The following is a 24,088-nucleotide window of genomic DNA, read 5'->3' on the forward strand; positions in this document are numbered from 1 at the left end:
TCTCTCCACTTCCCGCTTCCCTCGCGCCCCCTCCCGCCTTCCCTGCCCTCTCCTCCGCCCCGCCTACGACCCCACCTGCCTCCCCTTCACTCCCGCTGGCCTCCCCTGCGACCCCATCAGCTCCTTCGACGCTTCCCTCCACGCATTTCTCGGAGCCCCCTTCCACGCTCCATGCCAAGCCGCCGCCGCTCGATCCCATCCGAGCTCCCCACTCACCACACCAATCGCAACCAGCGCACCTGACACACCCAAGCCCATCGCCCCACCCACCGCACGGACCCCACCAATCAACCTGGCCCATCCAATCGCACAGCCCCACCCCGTCCCACCAGCCAAACCGAACCCGTACACCACACAAACCCCAACCCCCCCGCCGCCTCCACGCCTCCCACCACCACCCTCACGCCACCCACCCCCGCCACCTCTCCCCAGAGCCCCTCCCAGCCCCGCCCCACCAGATCACAATCCCCCCGAACCGCCACCCCCAGCCCACCCCTCGCCAACTCCCCCCGGACAGCCTCACCTTCGTAGGCCGCCAGGCCACCCTCGACTGCATCATGCGAGCCTGCCTCCCCGTCGCCGGCCGTACCCCCAAGGGCGTCGCCGTGATCGACGGCGTGTACGGCGTGGGCAAGTCCGCGCTCGCCGTACGGGCGGCGCACCGGATGGCCGATCGGTTTCCCGACGGGCAGCTGTTCGTCAGCCTGCACGGCTCGAACGCGCGGGCCACCCCGCCGGCCGCCCGCGACGTACTGGCCCGCCTCCTGCGTACCCTCGGTCCGAGCGGTGTCGAGTCCGACGACGAGGACGAGCTGGCCGCCGTACTGCGTTCGGCGCTCGCCGGGCGCCGGGTGCTCATCGTGCTCGACGACGCGGGATCGGCTTCCCAGGTACGGCCGCTGCTGCCGCTCGTGCCGGGATGTGCCGCGATCGTCACGGCCAGACGGGCCCTGCCGGGCATCGAGGGAGCCGCGAGGGTTCAGCTGGACGTGCTGTCCACTTACGAGGCGCTGGACTTCCTCGGCCGGATGGTCGGCCCCTCCCGCCTGGCGGCCGACCCGCGTGCCGCCTCCCGCCTCGTACAGCTGTGCGACCATCTCCCCCTGGCCCTGCGCATCGCGGGTACCCGCCTGAGCGCCCGGCCTTCCTGGAGCGTCGGCCGCCTGGTCGAACGCCTCGAAGCCGACCAGACCAGGCTTGACGAGTTCCACGTCGGCGATCTGTCGCTGCGGGCCAACCTCCAGGCCGCCTACCTGACGCTGAACTCCACCGAATCACCCGCCAGCCACGACCCCATCCGCGCCTTCCGCCTCATCGGCCTGCTCCCGGCCGGCGAGATCAGCGTCCCGGTGGCCGCCCTCCTGCTGAACGTTTCCCACGCCCGAGCCGAACGCGCCCTCGAACGCCTCGTCGACCTCAACCTCCTGGCCGGCCACGACCCGGACCACTACCGCATGTACGACCTGGTCCGCCTCTTCGCCCGAGAACGCGCCATAGCCGAAGAACCCGAACACATCCGCTCAGCCGCCCTCCGCCGCGCCAACCCCCACCTCCCCACCCCATCCACCCCACCCCTCACCCCACTCGCCCAGCACATGTGCGCCTGACCGGACGGGAAGCCCACCCGTACGAGGATGGGCTCCCGCACCCCTACCTCACAGCTCTCACAGCCCGAGCAGCACCGGCGACAGCAGGCCGGGATCCGCAGCGGCCATGATCAGAACGACGATGATGACGATGGTCCGGAGATAGCCGTACTCCCATCCACCCGAGACCGTGATGGAAACGCTGAAGCTCTCCATATGCCCTCCTGTGGGCGGTCGAACGTACGAAGCTACGAGCCCGGAGCCGTGGCTCCATGCGAACTTTCGACGCGTCACCGCGACGCTACCCGGGCCACCCGCGCGCCGTAACCTCCGGTCAACAGGCCTAACCTGCGGCTAACATGGCGACGACTCTTGCTTTCGAACTGTTCGATTCGGACCAGTCGCGGGGTATCGTGGTGACGTGAGGGCCGGCGTCAGTACCATCACTGACATGCCATCGGAGCTGCGCGAACGTGCCGCGCTCGTGACGTTGCTACAACGCGCGGGCGCGAAGTGGGCTGAGCTCAGCCTGGCGGTTCTTGAGCGGGGAAGCGCACTCGCCGTGCTGGCCGAGCAAATGCGTCTCCAGGAGACGCTGTTCGCCGACGCCGATCCGATGGAGAGTGCCATCACAAGCGCGACGGACCTGCTGCGGAAATGGGCGGCTGAGGGCATCGGCATCCACACGTGCCTCGACGAGCACTATCCGAGCCAGCTGCGTGGCATTCACCAGATGCCGCCCATCCTTTTCTCGCGCGGAAAGTCGGCGCCTGATCAGCGTGCGATCGCCGTGGTCGGCACCAGGAAAGCCAGCGACGAGGGATTGCGCATCGCGACCGCAGTGGCAAGAGACCTGGCGCTGCACGGTGTGACGGTCGTCAGCGGCCTGGCCAAGGGAATCGACACCGCCGCACATACCGCCGCACTGGAGGCGGGTGGGCGAACCGTCGCGGTCATCGGCACCGGGATCAACAAGTTCTACCCGGCGGAGAATCGTGCCTTGCAGGAACAGATCATTCAGGACGGCCTCGTCCTGAGTCAGTTCTGGCCCGACGCCCCACCCAACCAGCGCAATTTCCCGATGCGCAATGCCGTGATGAGCGGCTACGCCGCAGCCACCGTGGTGGTCGAGGCACCGTGGAAGAGCGGGGCACGCATTCAGGCGAGGCTGGCGCTTGAGCACGGCCGCCCGGTCGTGATGCCGGAGCAGTTGCTCGAACACGACTGGGCGCGCGAATACGCGGCAAAACCCGGTGTGCACGTCGTTTCCGGGCTGCGAGAATTGCTGGACGTTGTGGAAAAATTGATCGCGGAACTCAACACAGGCCCCGACTCTCTTCCGGAGATACCCGCCTTTGCCTGACGCAGTCGATCCTTGGGAAGCGATACGAAGGCACGTCGCCCAGCACGCTAACTACCTGCGCAATCCGATCGAGCCCGCACCGGGCATCTGCTACGTCTGCCGTGGCCCCGCAAAGCCGGAGTGGACGCGCTGCTACACCTGCGAACAGCACTTGAGCACAGCCCAGTCTCCGCTCGCCGACACGGTCGTCCCGATTTCCTACGCGGTCAAGGGCCGTCAGCACGCGCACGCACTCGCCGCGTACAAATCCACTTTCCCTTCGCCCAGCGTTTCGACGAACCTGCTCAATCTGCTGTTGCTCTTTCTGCTCGACCACCACACCTGTGTTGCGAGGGCCGCACATGTCGACACCTGGACGCATCTGGCAGTGGTGCCGAGCACAAGAGGGCGTCAAGGAGACCATCCGCTCCGTACGCTGATCGGTGATCGCCTGCGGCGGTTTCCATGGATACGGCTCGCCGCGAACACCGCCGTTCCGGCCGACGTACGGGCGTTCGATCCGGAGCGATTCGCCGTGCCGGACAGGGATCTCGACGGCGCTCACGTCCTGCTGCTGGACGACACCTGGACGACCGGCGGGCGTATGCAGTCGGCGGCCTACGCGCTCAAGCAAGCGGGATCGTCGAGAGTGGCCGCAGTCGTTCTCGGCCGCCATGTGAATCCCGCCTACGAAGGCTGGAAGCCGATTCTCAACGCCATCAAGGATCACCCCTACCGGCAGGAGGACTGCGCCGTCCACCTGTGAGGCGGACGACGCCGCCCGAAAGAGGAAAAGGCTGCGCAGTCCGGCCCAGGAGCCCCGGATGCCCGATCCGTCGCAGCACCCTCAGACGTGCTCGCGCTGAACGACGACGATCCCAACAGTGGCAACGGCCAAGGCGGCCCACGCTGCCCAGAGCCAGACATGGATGCCGGTCGCGACGGTTGCGGCGACGACTGCGACCAGGCTCGACATGGTGCAGACGATCAGAGCCTTGACGCTGGAGTTCATGCTTCCGCCTTCCGATCGCGACCGCCTCGATCAGTCTGAGGGCCCACCCCGCATTTGTCATCACCTGTCGAAGACCTGCCCCAGGGCGCCGTCGAGCACAGTTGGTGATCGCGATGCACGGCTCTCGGATCGAGGGCGCGAAAAAGGCCGCCCCTGATTTCTCAGAAACGGCCTTTGACCTCGGGACTAAACTGCGACGTCGGGGTGACAGGATTTGAACCTGCGGCCTCTTCGTCCCGAACGAAGCGCGCTGCCAAGCTGCGCTACACCCCGGTGCGCGGGTGGCTTGCCCGTGCTTGGGAAAGTCTAGCGGACTTCAGGGGTGCTTGTGACCGGTTAACGCCGTGGCACGAGGGTGAGCAGGGACGCCTCGGGGAAGCAGGCGAAACGGATGGGGGAGTACGGCGAGGTGCCCAGGCCTGCGGAGACGTGGAGCCAGGCGGTGTCGTGGCGGTTGAGGCCCTTGACGCGGGCCCGGTCGATGCCGCAGTTGGTGACCAGGGCGCCGTAGAACGGGACGCAGACCTGGCCGCCGTGGGTGTGTCCGGCGAGCAGGAGCTGGTAGCCGTCGGCGGCGAAGCGGGTCATGTTGCGCGGCTCGGGGGAGTGCATGACGCCGAGGCGCAGGTCGGCGTCGGCGGGCGCGGGGCCGGCCACGAGGTCGTAGCGGTCGCGGTCGATGTGGGAGTCGTGGATGCCGGCCACGGCCACGTCGAGGTCGCCGACCTTGAGCCGTGCGGTCGTGTTGTTCATGTCGAGCCAGCCTTCGGCCGACATGCCCGCGCCGAGGTCCTCCCACGGCAGCGACGGGGTTTGCTGGCGGCGCTCGTTCCTCGAGGTACGCCAGAGGTAGCGCAGCGGGTTCTTCGGCTTGGGCGCATACAGGTCGTTGGACCCGTAGACGAACAGACCGGGCCTGCTGAGCAGCGGCTCAAGGGCGTAGAGCAGGGCGGGCACGGCGTCGACGTGCGCGATGGAGTCGCCGGTGTTGACGACGAGGTCGGGCTTGAGGTCGCCGAGCGAACGCACCCAGTTGATGAGCATCCTGCGACCGGGCGTCAGGTGCAGGTCGGTCAGGTGCAGGATGCGGACAGGCCGCTGGCCGCGCTCCAGGACGGGGACGTCGAACCGGCGCAGTTTGAAGGAGTTGCGCTCGACGACCGAGGCGTAGCCGAGCCCGGCCACGCCGAGGCCCAGCAGGGACAGGGGCACAGCGGCAGCTTTCCTCACCACCTCATGATGCCCGACGAATCCCGGTTGTGACGCCTGACTGAACCTCGGGTGACGACGACGTGTGCCCCGCACTCGGCGTACGAGCTGTCGTGAGACGGCAAGATGGAGCTCATGACCACATTGAAGGACAAGCTGAAGGCCGATCTGTCGGCCTCGATGAAGAGCCGGGACGAGGTACGCCTTCGGACGGTCCGGATGGCGCTCGCCGCGATCAACGTCGAGGAGGTGGCGGGCAAGACGGCCAGGGAGCTCTCCGACGACGAGATCATCAAGGTGCTCACCAAGGAGGCGAAGAAGCGCCGCGAGGCGGCCGAGGCGTTCGGCAACGCCGGGCGCGCCGAGTCGGCCCAGGCGGAGCTGGACGAGCAGGCGGTGCTGGAGGAGTACCTTCCCGCGCAGCTGTCGGACGAGGAGCTCGCCAGACTGGTCGACGAGGCCGTCGCCGAGAGCGGTGCCTCGGGCCCGCAGGCCATGGGCGCGGTGATGAAGGTCGTCAACCCGAAGGTCGCGGGCCGCGCCGAAGGCGGCAGGGTCGCCGCCGCCGTCAAGGCCAAGCTCCTGGGCAAGCCGTAGCCGCCGACCGGGGCTGAAGGGGCAGAGGGGCGAGCCGTCGCCACCGCCGACAGGCCCCGGACACGGCCGCTGGCCGGGCCAAGCGTTTGCCCCGAGCGTTTGCCCCGAGCGTCTGCCCCGGCCGGTGGGGCCACACATCCGGCAGGCTTCGGCGGCGCCGCCCGGCGGGTCGTCCGCAGCGATGGGCGTCGGCCCGATCGAGAGCAAGGGTGACGGGGGCGAGCCCGGCCGGGAGCAGGCCTGATAGCCATCAGGCCCGAACGGCCGCTCGGCGCTGTGGCCGTCGGCGGGACGGCTGCCAGACGGGCGAACCGTGGCTACGGCCGTCAGGCCCGACGGCCGCTCGGCGCTGTGGCCGTCGGCGTGACGCGCCTGTCCCGCAGGCGCGGCCCGTTGGCCGTGGACGCCTCGCGACGCCTGTCAGACAGCCCACCCGTCCTACGGAGTGAACGACTGCCAGACAGCCCACCCGCCCCACCAAGTGACGCCTGCCAGACAGCCCAGCCCCTACTGAGCCGGTGTGATCGGCGCTCCCGCGCCGCCCGTGTCGATGTCGTCGTTGAAGATGTCGAACGGGTTCCCTCCGTCGTCGCCACCCCCGTCACCGTCGCCATCGCCGCCAGGCTCCCGGTCGCCCCCCTTGTCCCGCTTGGGCGGCTTCGGCGCACAGGCGTCGCTGCACCCGCCGAAGCGCTCCCCGTTGGGACTGACGAACGACGTCGCCTCGACGCCCTGCAGAGCGTCGCGCATGGAGTACTTCCAGATCGGCCCGGCGATCGACGAGCCGTACACGTAGGGGTAGTAGCGCCCGCCCACGGTGACCCCACGCAGGTCGTGGCCGAAGGCGCCGCGCGGGTCGCCGATGCTGACGGCGGAGGCGAGGTTCGGGGTGTATCCGGCGAACCAGGCGGCGGTGTAGTCGTCGGTGGTGCCGGTCTTGCCTGCGGCGTCGCGGCCGATGCCGCCCACGCCGTTCATCGTGCCCTTGGTGAACACGCCGGACAGGACCGCGTTGACGGCGTCGGCGACCTCTTCGTCCATGACCTGCTTGCACTTGGGCTTGAACGACTTGACCTTGCCCACGCGGTCCTTGATCTCGGTGATCGCGATCGGCTTGCAGTAGGCGCCGCGGGCGCCGAACACGGCGTAGGCGTTGGCGACGGTGACCGGGTCCATCTCGTTGATGCCGAGCGTGAACGTCTCGAACTCACGCAGCGGAGCGCCGTCGGAGCGCTTGATGCCGAGGCTCTTGGAGAGCTTGACGACGTCGCAGAGGCCGACCTTCTCCTGAAGCTTCATGAAGAACGTGTTGACCGATCCCCAGGTGCCCGATTCGAGGGTCTTGAAGCCGCCGCCGCCCTCGCTGGAGTTGCGTACCTCGTGGGAGGGCTCGCCGACCCGGTTGCCCTTGCAGTCGCGGAAGGAGGCCTCGCTCGGCGCGCGGTACCCGGCGGGCGAGGGGAAGCCGTCGCCGAACTTCATGCCCTTGTCGAGCGCCGCGGCCAGGGTGAACGCCTTGAACGTCGATCCGGCCTGGAAGCCCATGAGGCCGCCGTGCTGGCCGTCGGCGACGGCGTTGTAGCTGATCTCGTTCTTCTTCTTGTTGTTGCCGTACTTGCGGCTGGCGGCCATCGCCTTGATCTCGCCGGTGCCGGGTACGACCATGGCCTGCGAGGCGAGCTGCTTGTCCTTGACGTGGACGTAGTCCTTGATCGCCTTCTCGGACGCCTGCTGCATCTTGGGGTCGAGCGTGGTCTTGATGGTCAGACCGCCGCGCTGCAGCAGCCTGAGCCGCTCGGCCGCGTTGGCGCCGAACTGCTCGTTGTTCTTGATCTCGTTCTGCACGTAGTAGCAGAAGAACGGGTACTTGCTGACCTCGCAGCCGCCGGGGATCTCCGTGCCCTTGTAGCCCAGCTTGGCCTTCTTGGCCTCGGCCGCCTCCGCCGGAGTGATCTTCCCGCGCAGCGCCATGGTGTCGAGCACCAGGTTGCGCCTGGCCATCAGCCGGTCCCTGAAGGCCTTGCCTCGGCTGGGGTCGGTCATGCTCGGGTTCTGTACGGCACCGGCCAGCGTGGCCGCCTGGGCCAGGTTGAGCTCGGAGGCGGGCTTGCCGAAGAAGCGCTTGGACGCGGCCTGGATGCCGTAGGCGCTGGCGCCGAAGTAGGAGATGTTGAGGTACTTCTCCAGGATCTGGTCCTTGGTGTACTTCTCCTCGATCGCCATGGCGTAGCGCAGTTCGTTGAGCTTGCGGGAGAGCGTCGGGGCGATGGCCGCTGCCTGCTCGGCCTCGGTCTCGGCATTGTTGACCAGCACCAGCTTGACGTACTGCTGGGTGATCGAGGAGCCGCCCTGGACGACTCCGCCGCCGGTGACGTTCTTGACGAGGGCGCGTGCGGTGCCCTCGATGTCGATCGGGCCGTGCTCGTAGAAGCGGTAGTCCTCGATCGAGACGATCGCCTCACGCATGATCTCGGCGATCTGGTCGAAGCGGACCGACTGCCGGTTCTGGAAGTAGAACTGGGCGATCTGCTTGCCGTTGGCGTCCTGCAGGACGGTCTTCTCCGGCAGCGCCTGTTCGTCCAGTGTCTCGGGCTTGAGGGAGAGCTCCTCCGTCGTGGACTTGACCGCGACGCCCGCCCCGCCCACGGCGGGCAGCGCGACGGCGGCGACCAGCACACCGGCCGCCGATCCGGCCAACAGGAGCCGGACGACGTTCACGAACGGGTTCGAGTGATCTTTGCCCTCAGCTTGCACAGGACACAGACTACGTCGAAACAGCGACCTAATCGGTAACGAGACACCATTTCGCCTTGACTTGGCCGGGTGACTAGTCATTCCCGGTCAATGGAAGGCCGGGAAATTGGTCCTGTGGGGTCTGTCGGCCCGAACGCCTGGTTGCGTACGTTCTCCTCTGCGGCAACTGAATACGGAGGCTCGGCGCCCGCGCCCGTCGGCCCCAACTGACGACTGACCACCTAAGGGGAGTGGGGTCGAAATGTGGATCACGGATTGGACCTCCCGTGCCGCCTGTAGGGGCGCGGACCCGGACGCTCTGTTCGTCCAGGGTGCCGCCCAGAACAGGGCGAAGCTGATCTGCCGAGGATGCCCGGTCCGTACCGAATGCCTCGCCGATGCGCTTGACAACCGCATCGAGTTCGGGGTGTGGGGCGGTATGACGGAGCGGGAACGACGAGCACTGCTACGACGGCGACCTGACGTCGACTCCTGGCGAGAGCTGCTGGAGTCGGCCAAAGAAGAGTACGAACGTACCAACGAGCTGATCGCGGGCTAGCTGCCCACGAGGCGGCCGAGGGATGACCTCGGCCGCATCAGCATTTCCGGATCACGTGCCGAGCAGGGCGCCGATCCGGCGCAGGCCATCCAGGTCGTGCACATCCTCGGCCATGGCCCGCACCTGTACGAGCGGCACCGTGGGGTGCGACGAGACGAACGCGTCGCGCTCCCTGAGCTCGCGGGTGGCCAGTTGCATCCTGCCGGCGTGCAGGCGCAGCACGGCGGCCGTGAGCTCGTGCCCGCCCCTGGCCTCCAGGTCTTCGGCGGCGGCGGTGCTCCTGGCCGCCGACAGCCTGTCCGCCGGCGACAGGTGCACCCTGTTGACGACCAGCCCGGCCAGCGGCATGCGCTCCTCGGCCAGCCGTTCCACGAAGTAGGACGCCTCGCGCATCGCGTCGCGTTCGGGTGCGGCGACCACGATGAAGGCCGTGCCCGGCGCCTGCAGCAGCCGGTAGGTCTGCTCGGCGCGCTGCCTGAAGCCGCCGAACACCGCGTCCAGCGCCGAGACGAACGTCTGCAGGTCCTTCAGCACCTGGGCGCCCAGCAGCTTGGTCATGGCCCCTGCGACGATCCCGAACCCGGCATTGAGCAGCTTGAACGCACTGCGCCCTCCCGCCTTGGCCGGAGCCATCAGCAGCCTGATGAACCTGCCGTCGAGGAAGCGCCCGAGCCGTTCGGGCGCGTCGAGGAAGTCCAGGGCCGAGCGCGATGGCGGCGTGTCGACGATGATGAGGTCCCACTCGTCCGAGCGGCGCAGCTGGCCGAGCTTCTCCATCGCCATGTACTCCTGCGTGCCGGAGAAGCTGGAGGACAGCGACTGGTAGAACGGGTTGGTCAGGATCTGGCGCGCTCGTTCGGGATCGGCGTGCGCCTCGATGATCTCGTCGAACGTGCGCTTCATGTCGAGCATCATCGCGAACAACTGGCCCTCGCCCTCGACGCCCTCGACCAGGCGCGGGGTGTTGTCCAGCTCGCTGAGCCCCATCGACTGGGCCAGCCGCCTGGCCGGGTCGACGGTGAGCACGACCGCGCACCTGCCCCGCTCGGCGGCGCGCAGGCCGAGCGCCGCGGCCGTCGTCGTCTTGCCCACGCCGCCGGAGCCGCAGCACACGATGATGCGCGTGCCGGGGTCGTCCAGGATGGCGTCGACGTCAAGCTCGGGCGCGGTCCTGATCATGCTGCTCCCTGCTCGGAGATCTGCTCGGCCAGTTCGTACAGCGCGGCCAGGTCGACCCCGTCGGTGTGGATCGGCAGCTCGTAGCGCGGCACCGCCGCCCGCAGCAGCGCCGCGCGCTCCCTGCGTTCGAGCTCGGTACGGCTGGCGTGCTCGGCGACCTCCTCGGCCAGCGCACGCGCGACGGCCTCGGCGTCGTGCCCGTCGGCGAGCCCGGCCGCCTTGAGGCCGAGCGCGAGTTCGTCGACGTCGTAGTGCCCGCTCAGCGCCTCGTCCGGAAGCAGTTCGGGCCTGACCATGTTGATGAAGATCCCGCCGGGCCGCAGTCCGGCCTCGCGCAGTTCGGTGAAGCCGTCGAGGGTCTCCTGGACCGGCATCTCCTCCAGCACGGTGACGAAGTGCACGGCGGTCTCGGGCGAGGCGACGACGCCGCGTACGAGATCGGCGTGGTTCTTGATCGGGCCGACCCTGGCCAGGCCGGCGACCTCGCCGGTCACATTGAGGAAGCGCACGACCCGGCCGGTGGGCGGCGCGTCGAGCACGACGGCGTCGTAGACGCGCTTGCCGTCCTTGCCGCGGCGCCGTACTGCTTCGGAGGTCTTGCCGGTGACCAGGACGTCGCGGAAGCCGGGGGCCACGGTGGTGGCGAAGTCGACGACGCCCATCTTGGTGAGCGCCCGTCCGGCTCTGCGCATGCCGTAGAACATCTCCAGGTATTCGAGCATGGCCTCTTCGGGATCGATGGCCAGGGCGTAGACGTCGCCGCCGCCGGGCGCGATCGCGATCTTGCGCTCCTCGTAGGGCAGCGGAGGGCGGTCGAAGACCTGGGCTATGCCCTGGCGGCCTTCGACTTCGACGAGCAGCACCTTACGACCGCCGGAGGCTAGGGCGAGGGCGAGTGCCGCGGCGACGGTGGTCTTGCCCGTGCCGCCCTTGCCGGTGACGACGTGCAGCCGTACACCGTCCCAGTCCGTGTCCCGACTATTCACACTTTGAAGGCTACCGAACGGTCACTTGTCGAATCCCCGGCACCGTCCTTTGAAATACCTCACATTCGATGGGCACTACGCTGGGCGCCATGAAGAAATGGGAGTACCTCACGGCGCCCATCCTCATCCACAACACGAAGATGATTCTCGACAACTTCGGTGCGGATGGCTGGGAGCTCGTCCAGATCGTTCAGGGCGCGAGCCCCGAGCAGCTCGTCGGCTACTTCAAGCGGGAGAAGGCGTGACGCCGGAGGAGAGGCTCGCCGAGCTCGGCCTGACGCTGCCCGAGGTCGTGGCGCCGCTGGCCGCCTACGTGCCCGCCGTGCGCAGCGGCGACTACGTCTACACCTCGGGCCAGGTCCCGATGGTCGACGGCAAGCTGCCGGTGACCGGCCGGGTCGGCGCCGAGCTCACCGCCGAGGAGGGCGCGGCGCAGGCCCGCGTCTGCGCGCTCAACGCACTGGCGGCCGTCAAGTCGCAGCTCGGTGAGCTGTCGGCGGTCGCGCGTGTGGTCAAGGTCGTGGTGTTCGTCTCCAGCACGCCTGACTTCTATGCCCAGCCGCAGGTCGGCAACGGTGCGAGTGAGCTGCTGCGCGAGGTGTTCGGCGACCTGGGCGTGCATGCCCGCAGTGCGGTGGGTGTGGCGGCGCTGCCGCTCAACGCCCCCGTCGAGGTGGAGCTCGTGGTCGAGGTCCGCAAGTAGCCGGGTCGATCTGTGCCACCATGACCGAGTGATGTTCTGGAGGAGGTCATGGTGATCGGTCTTCCCCTGCCCGCCGACCTCGCCGAACGTGCGCGAGAGCTTCGGGCCGGGCGAGTGCGACCGGTCCCCGCGCGGGACTCAGCCACCGTGGCGATCCTGCGCGAGGGGCCGGAGGTCTACCTGATCAGGCGCAAGGCCAGCATGTCGTTCGCGGCCGGAGCTTACGTCTTCCCCGGCGGCTCGGTCGATCCGCGCGACAGCGACCACGCCATGGCCTGGGCCGGTCCTTCGCCCGAGGAGTGGGGCGCGGTGTTCGGCGCCGACGCGCCGACGGCCATGGGGCTGGTGTGCGCCGCCGTACGCGAGACGTTCGAGGAGTCGGGCGTGCTGCTCGCCGGTCCGAGCGGCGATGAGGTGGTCGCCGACACCACGGGCGAGGACTGGGAGCGCGACAGGCTCGCCCTCATCGACAGGAGCCTGGCCTTCGCCGACTTCCTCGACGGGCGAGGGCTGGTGCTGCGTTCGGACCTGCTCAAGCCGTGGGGCCACTGGATCACGCCGGAGGTCGAGCTCAAGAGGTTCGACACGCGCTTCTTCGCCGCCAGGCTGCCGACGGGCCAGCGCACGCGCGACGTGGGCGGCGAGGCCGACAAGGTGACGTGGGAGCGCCCGGCCGACGCGATCGAGCAGGCGCGCCGGGGTGAGATCTTCCTCATGCCGCCGACCCACCGCACGCTCGCCGAGCTGGCCGCCTTCGCCACCCTGGAGGAGGTCTTCGCGGCCGGGCGTGAGATCGTGACCTTCCTGCCGCGGGCCGTCGAGATCGACGGGCAGATGCGGCTGGTGGTTCACGACGAGGAGGACGAGCTGCCGTGAGCGGTCTGCACATCCCCATCGACACCCCCGACGGCACCCGCACGGCGCACGCGGAGAACCTCCTGGCGCCCAACGCGAGCCCGATGACGCTCGACGGCACGAACACGTGGGTCGTCGGCGCGGGCGAGCAGGTGATCGTCGTCGATCCCGGCCCCGACGACGAGACGCACCTGCGACGCGTGCTCGCCCATCTGGCGGGCCGCGAAGTGGTCCAGATCCTGCTCACCCACGGCCACCTCGACCACAGCGGCGGCGCCAGGCGTTTCGCCGAGCTGGTCTCCGCCCCTGTACGGGCCCTGGACCCCGCTCACAGGCTCGGGGAGGAGGGGCTGGCCGACGGTGACGTCGTGACGGTGAAAGGCGCCGAGCTGCGCGTGTACGGCACGCCAGGGCACTCCTTCGACTCGCTGTGCTTCTGGCTGCCCCAGGACCTGGCGATGCTGACCGGCGACACCGTGCTGGGCAGGGGCACCACCGTGATCGCGCCGGACGGCGACCTCGGCGACTACCTGCGCAGCCTCGACCGGCTGCGCGCGGTGGCCGAGGAGCTCGGCGCGGTGGCCCTGCTGCCCGGCCACGGTCCCGTGCTGCCCGACCCGATCGGCGCGCTGGAGGGCTACCTGGCCCACAGGCGTCAGCGGCTGGACCAGGTCAGGGCGGCCAGGGCGGCGGGCGCGACGACGGCACGGGCGATCGTGGAGATCGTCTACGCCGACGTCGATCCCGGGCTGTGGCCCGCGGCCGAGATGTCGGTGCGGGCCCAGCTGGACTACCTGGAGCGGTTGTAGAGCCTGTCGATGTCGAGGATGACCACGGCCTTGGCCTCGATCCGCAGCCAGCCGCGCTGCGCGAAGTCGGCCAGCGCCTTGTTGACCGTCTCGCGTGAGGCGCCGACGAGCTGGGCGAGTTCCTCCTGGGTCAGGTCGTGGTGCACCCGCAGCCCGTCGTCGTTCTTGGTGCCGAACCTCTCGGCCAGGTCGAGCAGCGCCTTGGCCACGCGGCCGGGCACGTCGGTGAAGACCAGGTCGGCGAGCACGTCGTTGGTACGGCGCAGGCGCTGGGCCAGGGCGCGCAGCAGGTGCAGCGCGACCTCCGGCCTGCCGGTCAGCCAGGGCCGCAGGTCGTCGTGGCCGAGCCCGGCCAGCCTGACGTCGGTCAGCGCCGCGGCGGTCGCGGTGCGCGGTCTGGGGTCGAAAAGGGACAGCTCGCCGAACATCTCGCTCGGGCCGAGCACGCTCAACAGGTTCTCGCGGCCGTCGGGCGCGGTGCGCGACAACTTGATCTTGCCTTCGAGCACCACGTAGAGCCGGTCGCCGGTCTCGTTCTCGTTGAACAGCGTCTGTCCCTTGGACAGCTGGACCTCGGTGATGCTCGTACGCAGCGCGGCAGCGCTCTCGCGGTCGAGCGCCGCGAACAGGGGGGCCTTGCCCAGCACGTCTTCGGTGTTCACTCTGCCTCCTCAGCAGCCATTGTGACGCACCCCACTTCAGAGGTCAGGAGTGACCCATGCGCTAAGGCTATGGGGATGCCACCAGAGTCAAGGGCTCGAGGTGCTGGTCGCCACGCTTTCTTACAGAGCGAAGTGTACGGACAAAACGATCCAAGATGTTACTTCACAGGTCTTGGCGTTGTGTCCGGCGTGTTGTGTGACTTCTACTGCAGGCCGGTCCTGACCGAGGTGATGCGCTGGGTGTTGAAGCCGAGCCAGTGCATCCGGCCCAGGTAGCGGGCGTGCTCGACCTTCAGGCAGAGGTCCATGATCACCGTGACGCCGCCCGACTCGGCGATCCGCGCGCCCTCCTCGTTGATCACGCCGAACTGGCACCAGAGCGCCCCCGCGCCGATCGCCACCGCCTCACGCGCGATGCCGGGCAGGGCGTCGGGCGCGCGGAAGACGTTCACGACGTCCACGGGGACCGGAACGTCGAGCAGGGTCGGATAGGAGGTCTCGCCGAGGATCTCCTTCTCGCGGGGGTTCACCGGGATCACCCGATAGCCATGGCGTTTGAGGTAGTAGCCCACGAAATGGCTGGCCCGCAGCTCGTTGCCCGACAGGCCGACGACCGCGATCGTCCGCGCCGAGTGCAGCACCCGCTGGACGGTGAGCGGCTCCTGGTACCTCTCAAGATCGGTCATGCCCGGCCTTCCTCACTTCCCGAGGGCTCACTTCCCGAGGGCTCGCTTCCCAGGGGCTCGCTTCCCAAGGTCGCGGCCACGTGGGCCAGGCCCTGGGTCAGGTCCCAGATCAGGTCGTCGGCCGACTCGGTGCCGACCGACAGGCGTACCGTGCCCGGACCGACTCCCGCCGCACGCAGCTCCTCGTCGCCGAGCTGGCGATGGGTGGTGCTGGCCGGATGGATGACCAGGCTCTTGGAGTCGCCGACATTGGCCAGGTGCGACCAGAGCGACAGCGCCCTGATGAGATTCTGGCCGCCCTCCCTGCCGCCCGCGCAGTCGAAGGAGAACACCGCGCCAGCCCCCAGCGGCAGGTACTTCTCCACCAACGGCCGGTACACACTCGATGCGAGCCCCGCGTAGGACACCGCCGAGACCAGCTCGTGCCCTTCGAGGAAGCCCGCGACCGCCTGCGCGTTGCGCACATGGCGCTCCATCCGCAGCGACAGGGTCTCCAGCCCCTGGAGGAACAGGAACGCGTTGAACGGCGACAGCGCCGCCCCGAGGTCGCGCAGCGTCTCGGCGCGCAGCTTCATCAGGAAACCGTACGCGCCGAACGTCTCGTGGAACTTCAGCCCGTGATAGGCCGGAGAAGGCTCGGCGACCACCGGGAAACGCCCGTTGGACCAGTCGAACGTCCCCGCCTCGACGACCACGCCCCCGATGCTGGTGCCGTGCCCGCCGATGAACTTGGTCGCCGAGTGGATCACGATGTCGGCCCCCCACTCGATCGGCCGGCAGAGGTACGGCGTGGCGAACGTGTTGTCCACGATCAGCGGCAGCTCGTTCTCATGGGCGATGGCCGCGACGGTCTCGATGTCGAGCACATTGCCCGCCGGGTTGCCGATCGTCTCGCCGAAGAACGCCTTGGTCTCGGCGCGCACCGCCTTGCGCCAGGCGTCGGGGTCGTCCGGGTCGACCCAGGTGATCTCGACGTGCATCTTGCGCAGGAGGTGCTTGAGCTGGTTGACCGTGCCTCCGTACAGGGCCGAAGAGGAGACGATGTGGTCGCCGGGCTGCAGCAGGGTGAACAGGGCGCCTGCCTGGGCGGCGATGCCGCTGGCGAAGGCGACGGCGCCGCTGCCGCCTTCGAGGTTGGCCACGCGCTCCTCGAACACCGCGACGGTCGGGTTCATGATGCGCGAGTAGGTGTTGCCGTACTCCTGGAGGTTGAAGTAGGCGGCGGCGGACTCGGGGTCCTCGAAGACGTAGCTGGTGGTCTGGAAGATCGGCACGGCGCGGGCGCCGGTGTTCGGGTCGGGGCGCTGGCCCGCGTGCAGCTGTCTGGTCTCGAAGCCGAACGCGCGGGCCGCCTCGGCCCGGATGGGGGTGTCGCTCACGCGGATTTCTCTTCCTCGACGTCGGCGTCCGGTCCCAGGGCGAGGAACCGGCGGATGATGGGAGTCTGACGCGCCTCCTCCAGCAGGAAGCAGTCGTGGCCGTAGGGCGCCTCGATCACGTGCGACTCGACCGGCTTGCCGAGCGAGAGCAGCGCCCGCTCGATCTCCTGCGAGGCCGAAGGCGGGTAGAGCCAGTCGGAGCTGAACGCGATCAGCAGCGTACGCGCCGACACGCCTTCGAGCGCCTTGGCCAGGGATCCGGCGCCGTGCTGCCTGGCCAGGTCGAAGTAGGTCAGCGCGCGGGAGACGTAGAGGTAGGTGTTGGCGTCGAAGCGACGTACGAACGCCTCGGCCTGGTGGCGCAGGTAGCTCTCGACCTCGAACTCGGGCTCGGTGATCGTGTGCCTGATGTCGTCGGCGTGCTGCAGCCGCCTGCCGAACTTGCCTTCGAGCGCGGGCGCCGACAGGTAGGTGATGTGGCCGACCATGCGGGCCAGGCCCATGCCGGCGTCGGGGGCCAGGCCCGTGCCGTGGTAGGCGCCGCCCTGCCAGCCGGGGTCGCGCATGATCGCCTCGCGGGCGATGGCGTTCCAGGCCACCCCCTGCGGGTGGAGGGCGTGGGTGCTGGCGATGACCACGATCGCGTCCACCTGGCCGGGGTAGCTGACCGCCCACTGCAGCGCCTGCATGCCGCCGAGCGAGCCACCCGCCACCGCGGCGAGCCGCTCGACGCCGAGCTCGTCCAGGAAGGCGCGCTGCGTCCGCACCATGTCGGCCACCGTGATCACCGGGAACCCGGCCCCGTACGGCAGGCCGGTCGCGGGATCGGCCGAGCCCGGCCCGGTGGTGCCGCCGCAGCCGCCGAGCAGATTGGTGGAGACGACGAAGTAGCGGTCGGTGTCGAACGCCTTGCCCGGACCGATCATGCCGTCCCACCAGCCGAGCCCACGGGGCGACGCGCCGTCCCTGTCGCGGGCGCCGAAGCCGTCGCGCGCGCTCTCGCCGGGCGGGTGCGCCGACACACCGGCGGCATGGGCGTCACCGCTGAGGGCGTGGCAGACCAGGATGACGTTGTCACGTTCCGGCGACAGCGTGCCGTAGGTCTCGTAGGCGACGCGGACGCCGTGCAGGGTCGCGCCGCACTCCAGGACGAGCGGGCCCGGCAGGTCGAGATGGAGGGTCTCGGCCTCGCCTGCAGAGCCGGCTGTGATCGTCTGAGCTGGCTCCTTCATAGGGCTATGGTGCCCGCCCCTCCGAATGTATTGTCAAGTAATCTAGTCGGTAATCCCGGAAAAGACGTAAGGGGTAAAGCGCGACATGACCACGGTGACCAACGGAGTGAACGTACAGGCGCTGCTGGACGCTCGCGAGGTGCTGAAGGGCGCCCCCGAGGCCGCCCAGTTCACCTGGCGGGCCACCTCGACGTGGCAGCACGGCGTGCACAGCACGACGAAGATCCAGAACTTCTACGGCCTCGGCCAGGAGCAGAGCCACAAGAGCGAGACCGTGTTCGACGCCGACCACCCTGAGGTCTTCGCGGCCGAGGACAACGGCATCACGCCGATCGAGTACCTCCTCGTCGGCCTCGCCAGCTGCCTCACGGCCGGAGTCGCCTCCGTCGCGCAGAACCGCGGCATCCAGCTGCGCTCGGTCGAGGCGGTCGTCGAGGGCGAGCACGACATCCGCGGCATCCTCGGTGTGGACGGCGACGTGCGCAACGGCTACAACGACATCAAGGTGACCTTCACCATCGACGCCGACGCCTCCCAGCAGGACATCGAGGCGCTGGTCGCCCAGTCGCAGAAGCGTTCGGCGGTTTTCGACGCGCTCACCAACCCGACGAACGTCACCGTCGAAGTCGCCTGAGGAGCGGGTCATCGAACAGCACGACGTCGTCGTCATCGGCGCGGGGCACGCGGGCCTCGCCGCGAGCCACTTCCTCAGCGCCGCATCGATCGACAACGTGGTGCTCGAACGGGGTGAGGTGGCCAACTCCTGGCGCAAGGAGCGCTGGGACTCCCTTCGACTGCTGACCCCGAACTGGCAGAGCCGCCTGCCGGGCCGCCCCTACGACGGGCGCGACCCGGACGGCTACATGACGGCGGCCGAGGTGGCCGAGCACATCGAGCTGTTCGCCAAGTCCGCACGTGCCCCGGTCCGCACCGGCGTGGAGGTCGCGTCGGTACGGCCGGAGGGCGACGGCTTCGAGCTGGCGACCGGCGACGGCCCCCTGCGGGCCAGGGCGGTCCTCCTCGCGTCCGGCGCGTGCAACCGTCCCGTCGTCCCGCCGCTCGCCCAGGCCCTGCCGCCCGGCGTCGTCCAGGTGACGCCCCTCGACTACCGGGGGCCCGGCGCACTGCCCGAAGGCGGCGTGCTCGTCGTCGGCGCGTCGGCGACGGGCGTGCAACTGGCCGCCGAGCTGCAACGCTCGGGCAGGCAGGTCACCCTGGCCACGGGCGAGCACGTACGGCTGCCGCGCCTCTACCGTGGCCGCGACGTGCTGTGGTGGATGGACGCCTCCGGCGTGTGGGACCAGCGCCATGACGAGGTCGACGACCTCACCAGGGCGCGACGCCTGCCCTCTCCGCAACTCGTGGGCACACCCGAACGGGCCACCCTCGACCTGAACGCGCTCACCGCGCTGGGCGTGGAGCCGGTCGGCAGGCTGGCCGCCGTACGCGACGGTGTGGCCCTGTTCTCGGGCGGGCTGCGCAATGTGGCCGCGCTGGCCGATCTGAAGATGGAGCGCCTGCTGGGCACGTTCGACGCGTGGGCGTCGTCGGGCGCCGAGGTGAGCGAGCCCGTTGAACGATTCGCCGCCACCGTCGTGCCGTCCTCGCCCCGGCTGCGCCTCGACCTGCGCGGCGGCGAGATCCACACGGTCGTGTGGGCCACCGGCTTCAGGCCCGAGTACGGCTGGCTCGACGTGCCCGTGCTGGACGGGAAGGGCCGTCTGCGGCACGAGGGCGGCGTCGTGGACTGGCCCGGCCTCTACGCGCTCGGGCTGCCGTTGCTGCGGCGGCGCAGATCGACCTTCATCTGCGGCATCGAGGACGACGCCCGTGAGGTGGTCGCCCATCTGGCCGGATATCTGGGCCGATCGGCGCAGGCTGTCCGTTAGGCGTAACTGCCTGTCCTGATTCTTCCTATCGGTCATCCCTGAACGCCTCTAGCGTGGATGTCACGGCTTCGCGAACCGGTCCATCCAGGCATCGAGGTGTATTCGGCATGCGCCGAGTACGGGAAGCAGGACTTCTCATGGCAACGAGTGTGCTGTCGCGGAGCGGGCCGCCCGGCGGTGTGGCGCCGCGGGCCAGGCTGGTGCTGTTCATGGTGTGTGTGGCGGTGTTCATGCTGATGCTCGACGCCACGGTCGTCTCGGCGGCGCTCGCCGACATCCGCGAGGACTTCGGCGCCTCCATCGACGGACTGCAGTGGGTGATCGACGCCTATGCCATTCCGCTCGCCGGACTGCTGCTGACCTTCGCCACGGCCGGTGACAGGTACGGGCGCAAGCGCATGTTCCTCGCGGGCATGGCCGTGTTCACCGGGTCGTCGCTCGCGCTGTCGCTGGCCGGGTCGATCGTGCAGCTCGACGTCATGCGGGCGGTGCAGGGGATCGGCGCCGCGATGTTGTTCGCCACGGCGCTGCCGCTGCTGGCCGGGGCCTTTCCCGGCAAGGCCGAGCGGGCGAGGGCGATCGGCGTGTACGGGGCGGTGATGGCGGGAGCCACGGTCGCGGGGCCGGTGCTCGGCGGTCTGCTGGTCACCAGGTTCGGCTGGCAGTCGATCTTCCTCGTCAATGTGCCGATCGGCGTGGCGGTCATCGCATTGGCCGCCGCACGGATGCCTGAGTTCGCGAAGGCGCTCGGCAGGAAGACGGACTGGCTGGGCTCGTTCCTGCTCACGTCCGGGCTGGTCGTGGGGACGTTCTGCCTGATCCGCGGCAATGCGCTGGGGTGGGCGTCCGGCGGCTTCCTCACGCTCGCCGCGCTGGCCGTGGTGCTGCTGGGGGCGTTCGCGGGCCGGCAGGTGCGGGCGGCGCATCCGCTGTTCGACGTGTCGATGCTGCGCAAGGCCGGGTTCGCGGGCACGGCGGTCGTCTCGGTCGCGCACATGGCGACGCTGATGGCCGCGGTGAACTACCTCGCGGTCTTCATGATCAACACGATGGGCTTCACGTCGCTGGAGATGGGGCTGCGCCTGATCCCGATCAGCCTGGCCGCCCTGGTCTCGGCCCCGCTGGCCGCGGTCTTCGCCAGGCGGCTGCCGATCGCGCTCGCGCTGCCGGTGACGATGGCCATGGTCGGGGCCGGGATGTGGCTGATCGGCGGCTACGGGCCCGGCGACTCCTGGACGCACTTCGTCCCCGGCATGGTGCTCGGCGGTCTCGGGATGGGCGCCATCACCGCGATCACCCAGGCGGCCTCGCTCACCTTCGCCACGAGCGAGCACGCCGGTATGGCCAGCGCCACGTTCGGCACGCTGCGTCAGGTCGGCATGGTGGTCGGCGTCGCCGGTCTCGGGGCCGTGTTCAGCGACGTCGCGGGTCAGCAGGCGCGCGAGGGGCTGCAGACGCTCGCCGTACCGGTGCCCGCGGGGCTCGCCGATCGCTTCGCCGAAGCCGTCGGCGCGGGTGCGGGTGCCGGCGTGGCCGACGGGGTGCCCGCCTCGGCCCAGGCCCTGGTGCCCGACCTGGTCGCCATCGCTAACTCGGCGTCGATCGAAGGGCTCAACACACTGTTCGCCGTGGGGGGCGCGGTCGGTGTCGTTGCCGCTGTCGTCTCGGCGGTCGCGTTCGCACGGGGCAGGCGTCAGGGGGTGATGCCGGGCTGAGCGACGGGTTCGGACGGGGTCAGGGGTGGCGCCGGGCTGAGTGACGGGTTCGGACGGCGTCAGGAGGCGGTGCCGGGCTGGGTGACAGGGTCTGGCTCGGCGCTGCTCGTGCCGAAGTACGCGGCGGGAGTGGTGCCGATCTCCCGGCGGAACGCGGTGATGAAGGCGCCCGCCGTGCCGTACCCCACCGCGCGTGCCACCCGCGAGACCGGCATCCCGGCGCCGAGCAGCGGCAACGCGGCGTTGAGCCGTTCGAAGGCGCGCCAGCTCTCGAAACCGACGCCGGTCTCCGCCCGGAAGCGCCGCGACAACGTACGCGCCGACGCGCCCACCTCGCGGCCCCACCCGTCGAGGCCGCGCGAGTCGGCCGGGTCCTGCCTGATGGCGAGCGCCACCCGCCTGGCCTGGGGATCGGTCGGCAGGATGGTCGGGATCACCGTGACCGAAACCGGCCGTACCAGGTCCCACAGCACGGCGTTGCCGCGTGCGCGCTCCCCGGCGGCGTCGGCGGGCAGGGCGACCAGATAGGCGAGCAGCGGCCCGATCAGCCCCGTGGCGTCGATGACGGTCGGAGCCGTCAGCCGCAACGGGCTCTCGGCGGGCTCGAAGAAGAGCGACAACATCTCGCACGAGGTGCTGGGCGCCACCGCGTGCGGGAGCCCGCCGGGGATCCACAGGGCGCGAGAGCGCTGCAGCACCCAGCGGCTGGAGCCCGCCTCCATGGTGAGAACGCCGTTGGGCGCCCAGGTCAGCTGGTGCTGCGGGTGGCTGTGCAGGGTGATGCCGGTCTCGGATCCGAGCGGGATGACGATGCTGGGGTAGGCCGCGAGGTCGATGGTCGGATGCCCGTCGCTTGCCACGCGGCCATGCTACCCACCGGCCCGAGGCGAGATCGCGAGCGCGCTCGACCAGTGGGGCGAGCTCACCGCCCGTCGGCCCGCGGCAGGCCGAGGTGTGCGGCGATGGCCGTATACAGCTCGGACACCGCCTGTGGGCAGGGGAGGCGGTCGGCGAAGTACGCGGCCTGGCGTGGCTTGCCGCCCACATGGGTGCGTGCCTCCGCCAGCAGGCCGGGGTCGACGCGTTCGAGGAAGGCCTCGAACTCGCCCGCCTTGCTGCCGTCGTCGCCGTACCGGTCGGCCAGGGTGAACACCCCGAGGCCCGCCCAATGCTCACGCCATGCGCCGAAGTCGTCGCCGTCCGGCCCCGCGCCCTGGAACACCGGGTGCGTGGCCGCCACACTGTCCGGCCGCAGCGCCGGTCCGTCGGCGACGATCGCCCACGGGATGCCGAACGCCTCCAGGTAGTCGATGTACCCGCCGAACTGCCGGTCGCCGTCGACGCTCACGACCGCGACGTGCGCCGCCTCAGGCGTCGGGTACGGCCCGCCGCCCTGGCTCCACCACACCGGCAACGCGAGCGCCTCGGTCGGCCCCTCGCACAGGATGACGGCCGAGGCGAACAGCAGCGCCCTGACGTCGCTCGGCGTCAGCAACTGGAACCACCGCGCCGCCTGCCTGTCCTGGAGCGTGTCGGGCACCCGCCGGATGACCGGCCCCGACGGGCCGGGCGCGAGACGCATGATCGAGTGCAGATCGGCGGGCGTGGACAGGGGGAGCAGATGCGGGCTGTGGGTGATGACGATGCTCTGGCCGGCGTTGCGCAGGGTGGAGATCAGGCGGCGCTGCACGGTCGGTTCGAGGTTGACCGCGGGCTCGTCCAGGACGATGAGCCGCCCGCTCTCCTGGGCGATCAGCGTGCTCAGCACCAGCGCCTCGTTCACGCCAGCTCCGGCGAACTCCAGCGGCGTCTCCACCCCCTCGGCGACGACCACCGGGTCGACGGTGAGGGAGTCGTCCTTCGGCATGACCGTCACACGCAGGTCCAGGTCCTTGCCGATGAGCGCCTTCAGCTGCCGCCGTACTTCCTCGTAGGCCTGGCGGGCCGGGAGGTCGCCGTTCTTCAGCCGGAACAGGGCCGCGGCTATCCGGGAGCCGTCGCTGAGATCGACGCGGTGCTCCAGCTCCTCCAGCGTGAACGTACGGCGCGGCGGCACCCTGCGGTTGTCGGTGACGACGACGCCATCGTCGAACAGCTTGGCGATCACCTCGGAGAACGCCCACGAGCTGCTCCTCACGTTGCCGCCCTTGCCCAGGGCCCGGGCGAGGGCGTCCATGCTCGCCGGTACGCCGTGGTTGGACGTGAGGGGGGCGATGGTGAGCCTGAAGGCCGACGGGGGAGTGAGAAGGGCCTGGGCGAGATCGAGAGCAGATGCCTCCTCGGCGGCTTCGACTAGGTGGCTGCCGGGGACGGTCACTTTGAGCCCCAGCAGCAGAGAAGCCAATCCCAGCGCCGAACCGGCCCACGGGCGGAAGGGCCGGATCTTGAAGGAGTGCAGGTGGTTCTCTCCTCCGCCGCCGCTGACCAAAGGGATCGTGTAGCTCCCGTATTCGGTGGCGAACGTGTACGACGCCCACCACGGGCTGCTGCGCGAGCCGTCGTAGGCCACCGTGATGACACCGCTGAACAGCGGCTCCAGCGAGCTCCGCGTCAGCTTGTCCCGTGCGACCCGGTCGAGCGCCTTCGCGATGCTGCGGCTGTCACGCTCCTCGTTGAGCGCGAACGCCGCCCGCATGAAGGCGACGATGAGGTCCTGCTCCCGCTCCTGGTCGAAGCGCACACGCAGCGCCACCTCGTAGGAGTTCGCCCCGTCTCGACCGGCCCGGCTGTAGAGCTCGATCCGGGAGGAGTCCAGCCGAGGCGTGCGCTGGTTCAACACACACCGGACCACGTCGATCACCCGGCCGAGGTTGCTCTTGCCCACCCCGTTGGGCCCGGTGACGATGTTCAGCGAATCGCCCAGCTCACAGTCGACCTCGCGAAGCGACAGAAAGTCCCAGGCCTCAAGCCGCGTGACGATCACCACTACCCCCACTCAAGAGGCAAGCCACACTA

At 69.5% G+C, this 24,088-nt stretch carries 24 protein-coding genes and 1 tRNA gene; 12 read left to right on the forward strand and 13 right to left on the reverse strand.

Going from position 1 to position 24,088, the window contains the following annotated elements; all coding sequences use genetic code 11:
- Positions 1-557 precede the first annotated feature (557 nt).
- Positions 558-1,607: an NB-ARC domain-containing protein gene (locus ACTWNK_RS03420; RefSeq protein WP_474310821.1), complete on the forward strand. Its 1,050-nt coding sequence runs from the start codon at positions 558-560 to the stop codon at positions 1,605-1,607.
- A 57-nt stretch (positions 1,608-1,664) separates the two neighbouring features.
- Here the strand turns inward: ACTWNK_RS03420 and ACTWNK_RS03425 are convergent, their stop codons facing one another.
- Positions 1,665-1,802, reverse strand: coding sequence for a hypothetical protein (locus ACTWNK_RS03425; RefSeq protein WP_474302033.1), 138 nt, complete (start codon positions 1,800-1,802; stop codon positions 1,665-1,667).
- A gap of 235 nt (positions 1,803-2,037) precedes the next feature.
- Here ACTWNK_RS03425 and ACTWNK_RS03430 point away from each other — a divergent pair, with 235 nt between their 5' ends.
- Together ACTWNK_RS03430 and ACTWNK_RS03435 are read left to right on the forward strand one after the other, a co-directional pair.
- Positions 2,038-2,949, forward strand: a complete 912-nt coding sequence (locus tag ACTWNK_RS03430) for a DNA-processing protein DprA (protein ID WP_474302034.1) — start codon at positions 2,038-2,040, stop codon at positions 2,947-2,949.
- Positions 2,942-3,694 (forward strand): hypothetical protein, encoded by a 753-nt coding sequence (locus ACTWNK_RS03435; RefSeq protein ID WP_474302035.1) that lies wholly within the window; start codon positions 2,942-2,944, stop codon positions 3,692-3,694. The genes ACTWNK_RS03430 and ACTWNK_RS03435 overlap by 8 nt, the downstream gene beginning before the upstream one ends.
- 81 nt (positions 3,695-3,775) lie before the next feature.
- Here ACTWNK_RS03435 and ACTWNK_RS03440 read toward each other — a convergent pair whose 3' ends face one another.
- The 3 genes from ACTWNK_RS03440 to ACTWNK_RS03450 form a co-directional block, all read right to left on the reverse strand.
- Entirely contained in the window at positions 3,776-3,940 is a 165-nt protein-coding gene (locus ACTWNK_RS03440) for a hypothetical protein (RefSeq protein WP_474302036.1), read from the reverse strand.
- Between the two features lie 199 nt (positions 3,941-4,139).
- Positions 4,140-4,213 (reverse strand) — tRNA-Pro (locus tag ACTWNK_RS03445).
- 63 nt (positions 4,214-4,276) lie between these two features.
- Complete coding sequence (locus ACTWNK_RS03450; protein WP_474302037.1) at positions 4,277-5,170, reverse strand: metallophosphoesterase; 894 nt, start codon at positions 5,168-5,170, stop codon at positions 4,277-4,279.
- 114 nt (positions 5,171-5,284) lie between these two features.
- Here ACTWNK_RS03450 and ACTWNK_RS03455 point away from each other — a divergent pair, with 114 nt between their 5' ends.
- Positions 5,285-5,746 (forward strand): GatB/YqeY domain-containing protein, encoded by a 462-nt coding sequence (locus ACTWNK_RS03455; RefSeq protein ID WP_474302038.1) that lies wholly within the window; start codon positions 5,285-5,287, stop codon positions 5,744-5,746.
- A 507-nt stretch (positions 5,747-6,253) separates the two neighbouring features.
- Here the strand turns inward: ACTWNK_RS03455 and ACTWNK_RS03460 are convergent.
- Positions 6,254-8,464, reverse strand: coding sequence for a transglycosylase domain-containing protein (locus ACTWNK_RS03460; RefSeq protein ID WP_474302039.1), 2,211 nt, complete (start codon positions 8,462-8,464; stop codon positions 6,254-6,256).
- A 277-nt stretch (positions 8,465-8,741) separates the two neighbouring features.
- Here ACTWNK_RS03460 and ACTWNK_RS03465 point away from each other — a divergent pair, with 277 nt between their 5' ends.
- Positions 8,742-9,038 (forward strand): WhiB family transcriptional regulator, encoded by a 297-nt coding sequence (locus ACTWNK_RS03465; protein ID WP_148036282.1) that lies wholly within the window; start codon positions 8,742-8,744, stop codon positions 9,036-9,038.
- A 51-nt stretch (positions 9,039-9,089) separates the two neighbouring features.
- On the opposite strand, the gene bagB is transcribed toward ACTWNK_RS03465, so the two are convergent.
- On the reverse strand, positions 9,090-10,217 hold the full coding sequence (gene bagB, locus ACTWNK_RS03470) for an ATPase BagB (RefSeq protein WP_474302040.1): 1,128 nt from the start codon (positions 10,215-10,217) through the stop codon (positions 9,090-9,092).
- On the reverse strand, positions 10,214-11,203 hold the full coding sequence (gene bagA, locus ACTWNK_RS03475) for an ATPase BagA (RefSeq protein ID WP_474302041.1): 990 nt from the start codon (positions 11,201-11,203) through the stop codon (positions 10,214-10,216). The genes bagB and bagA overlap by 4 nt, the downstream gene beginning before the upstream one ends.
- 89 nt (positions 11,204-11,292) lie before the next feature.
- Between bagA and ACTWNK_RS03480 the strand changes: the two genes are divergently transcribed.
- Genes ACTWNK_RS03480 through ACTWNK_RS03495 form a run of 4 tightly spaced genes read left to right on the forward strand, consistent with a single transcriptional unit; the run spans position 11,293 to position 13,570 of the window.
- Positions 11,293-11,448 (forward strand): hypothetical protein, encoded by a 156-nt coding sequence (locus tag ACTWNK_RS03480; RefSeq protein WP_474302042.1) that lies wholly within the window; start codon positions 11,293-11,295, stop codon positions 11,446-11,448.
- Entirely contained in the window at positions 11,445-11,906 is a 462-nt protein-coding gene (locus ACTWNK_RS03485; RefSeq protein ID WP_474302043.1) for a RidA family protein, read from the forward strand. Before ACTWNK_RS03480 ends, ACTWNK_RS03485 begins: the two co-directional genes overlap by 4 nt.
- Positions 11,907-11,954: 48 nt before the next feature.
- The gene (locus ACTWNK_RS03490; RefSeq protein WP_474302044.1) at positions 11,955-12,782 is read left to right on the forward strand and encodes an NUDIX hydrolase; all 828 of its coding nucleotides are present in this window, start codon (positions 11,955-11,957) and stop codon (positions 12,780-12,782) included.
- A complete protein-coding gene (locus tag ACTWNK_RS03495) occupies positions 12,779-13,570 on the forward strand; it encodes an MBL fold metallo-hydrolase (protein ID WP_474302045.1) in 792 nt (263 codons plus the stop codon). The genes ACTWNK_RS03490 and ACTWNK_RS03495 overlap by 4 nt, the downstream gene beginning before the upstream one ends.
- On the opposite strand, the gene ACTWNK_RS03500 is transcribed toward ACTWNK_RS03495, so the two are convergent.
- The 4 genes from ACTWNK_RS03500 to metX all read right to left on the reverse strand — a co-directional run bounded on the left by ACTWNK_RS03500 (position 13,552) and on the right by metX (position 17,529).
- A complete protein-coding gene (locus ACTWNK_RS03500) occupies positions 13,552-14,232 on the reverse strand; it encodes a Crp/Fnr family transcriptional regulator (RefSeq protein ID WP_474302046.1) in 681 nt (226 codons plus the stop codon). The genes ACTWNK_RS03495 and ACTWNK_RS03500 overlap by 19 nt on opposite strands.
- Before the next feature lie 203 nt (positions 14,233-14,435).
- Positions 14,436-14,918: a CoA-binding protein gene (locus ACTWNK_RS03505; protein WP_474302047.1), complete on the reverse strand. Its 483-nt coding sequence runs from the start codon at positions 14,916-14,918 to the stop codon at positions 14,436-14,438.
- Positions 14,915-16,297: an O-acetylhomoserine aminocarboxypropyltransferase/cysteine synthase family protein gene (locus ACTWNK_RS03510; RefSeq protein WP_474302048.1), complete on the reverse strand. Its 1,383-nt coding sequence runs from the start codon at positions 16,295-16,297 to the stop codon at positions 14,915-14,917. The genes ACTWNK_RS03505 and ACTWNK_RS03510 overlap by 4 nt, the downstream gene beginning before the upstream one ends.
- Positions 16,294-17,529 (reverse strand): homoserine O-acetyltransferase MetX, encoded by a 1,236-nt coding sequence (gene metX, locus ACTWNK_RS03515; protein WP_474302049.1) that lies wholly within the window; start codon positions 17,527-17,529, stop codon positions 16,294-16,296. The genes ACTWNK_RS03510 and metX overlap by 4 nt, the downstream gene beginning before the upstream one ends.
- An 85-nt stretch (positions 17,530-17,614) precedes the next feature.
- Here metX and ACTWNK_RS03520 point away from each other — a divergent pair, with 85 nt between their 5' ends.
- From ACTWNK_RS03520 to ACTWNK_RS03530, 3 genes are all read left to right on the forward strand, one after another.
- The gene (locus ACTWNK_RS03520) at positions 17,615-18,163 is read left to right on the forward strand and encodes an OsmC family protein (RefSeq protein WP_474302050.1); all 549 of its coding nucleotides are present in this window, start codon (positions 17,615-17,617) and stop codon (positions 18,161-18,163) included.
- Between the two features lie 10 nt (positions 18,164-18,173).
- Positions 18,174-19,418 (forward strand): NAD(P)-binding domain-containing protein, encoded by a 1,245-nt coding sequence (locus ACTWNK_RS03525; RefSeq protein WP_474310824.1) that lies wholly within the window; start codon positions 18,174-18,176, stop codon positions 19,416-19,418.
- 137 nt (positions 19,419-19,555) lie between these two features.
- Complete coding sequence (locus tag ACTWNK_RS03530) at positions 19,556-21,133, forward strand: MFS transporter (protein WP_474302051.1); 1,578 nt, start codon at positions 19,556-19,558, stop codon at positions 21,131-21,133.
- A gap of 59 nt (positions 21,134-21,192) precedes the next feature.
- Here the strand turns inward: ACTWNK_RS03530 and ACTWNK_RS03535 are convergent, their stop codons facing one another.
- Positions 21,193-21,993, reverse strand: coding sequence for a helix-turn-helix domain-containing protein (locus ACTWNK_RS03535; RefSeq protein ID WP_474302052.1), 801 nt, complete (start codon positions 21,991-21,993; stop codon positions 21,193-21,195).
- Positions 21,994-22,055: 62 nt separating this feature from the next.
- Positions 22,056-24,059 carry an AAA family ATPase gene (locus ACTWNK_RS03540; RefSeq protein ID WP_474302053.1) on the reverse strand — a complete coding sequence of 668 codons (2,004 nt, stop codon included), beginning with the start codon at positions 24,057-24,059 and terminating at the stop codon, positions 22,056-22,058.
- Positions 24,060-24,088: the final 29 nt, after the last annotated feature.

This window comes from Nonomuraea sp. IBHARD001 (genome assembly GCF_056106265.1).

Bases quoted from the DNA above. Each gene is read 5' to 3' on its own strand.
- metX (WP_474302049.1), bottom strand. From the start codon at position 17,529: ATGAAGGAGCCAGCTCAGACGATCACAGCCGGCTCTGCAGGCGAGGCC.
- ACTWNK_RS03480 (WP_474302042.1), top strand. From the start codon at position 11,293: ATGAAGAAATGGGAGTACCTCACGGCGCCCATCCTCATCCACAACACG.
- ACTWNK_RS03530 (WP_474302051.1), top strand. From the start codon at position 19,556: ATGGCAACGAGTGTGCTGTCGCGGAGCGGGCCGCCCGGCGGTGTGGCG.
- ACTWNK_RS03425 (WP_474302033.1), bottom strand. From the start codon at position 1,802: ATGGAGAGCTTCAGCGTTTCCATCACGGTCTCGGGTGGATGGGAGTAC.
- ACTWNK_RS03520 (WP_474302050.1), top strand. From the start codon at position 17,615: ATGACCACGGTGACCAACGGAGTGAACGTACAGGCGCTGCTGGACGCT.
- ACTWNK_RS03490 (WP_474302044.1), top strand. From the start codon at position 11,955: ATGGTGATCGGTCTTCCCCTGCCCGCCGACCTCGCCGAACGTGCGCGA.
- ACTWNK_RS03420 (WP_474310821.1), top strand. From the start codon at position 558: ATGCGAGCCTGCCTCCCCGTCGCCGGCCGTACCCCCAAGGGCGTCGCC.
- ACTWNK_RS03455 (WP_474302038.1), top strand. From the start codon at position 5,285: ATGACCACATTGAAGGACAAGCTGAAGGCCGATCTGTCGGCCTCGATG.
- ACTWNK_RS03465 (WP_148036282.1), top strand. From the start codon at position 8,742: ATGTGGATCACGGATTGGACCTCCCGTGCCGCCTGTAGGGGCGCGGAC.
- ACTWNK_RS03440 (WP_474302036.1), bottom strand. From the start codon at position 3,940: ATGAACTCCAGCGTCAAGGCTCTGATCGTCTGCACCATGTCGAGCCTG.
- ACTWNK_RS03505 (WP_474302047.1), bottom strand. From the start codon at position 14,918: ATGACCGATCTTGAGAGGTACCAGGAGCCGCTCACCGTCCAGCGGGTG.
- ACTWNK_RS03430 (WP_474302034.1), top strand. From the start codon at position 2,038: ATGCCATCGGAGCTGCGCGAACGTGCCGCGCTCGTGACGTTGCTACAA.
- bagB (WP_474302040.1), bottom strand. From the start codon at position 10,217: ATGATCAGGACCGCGCCCGAGCTTGACGTCGACGCCATCCTGGACGAC.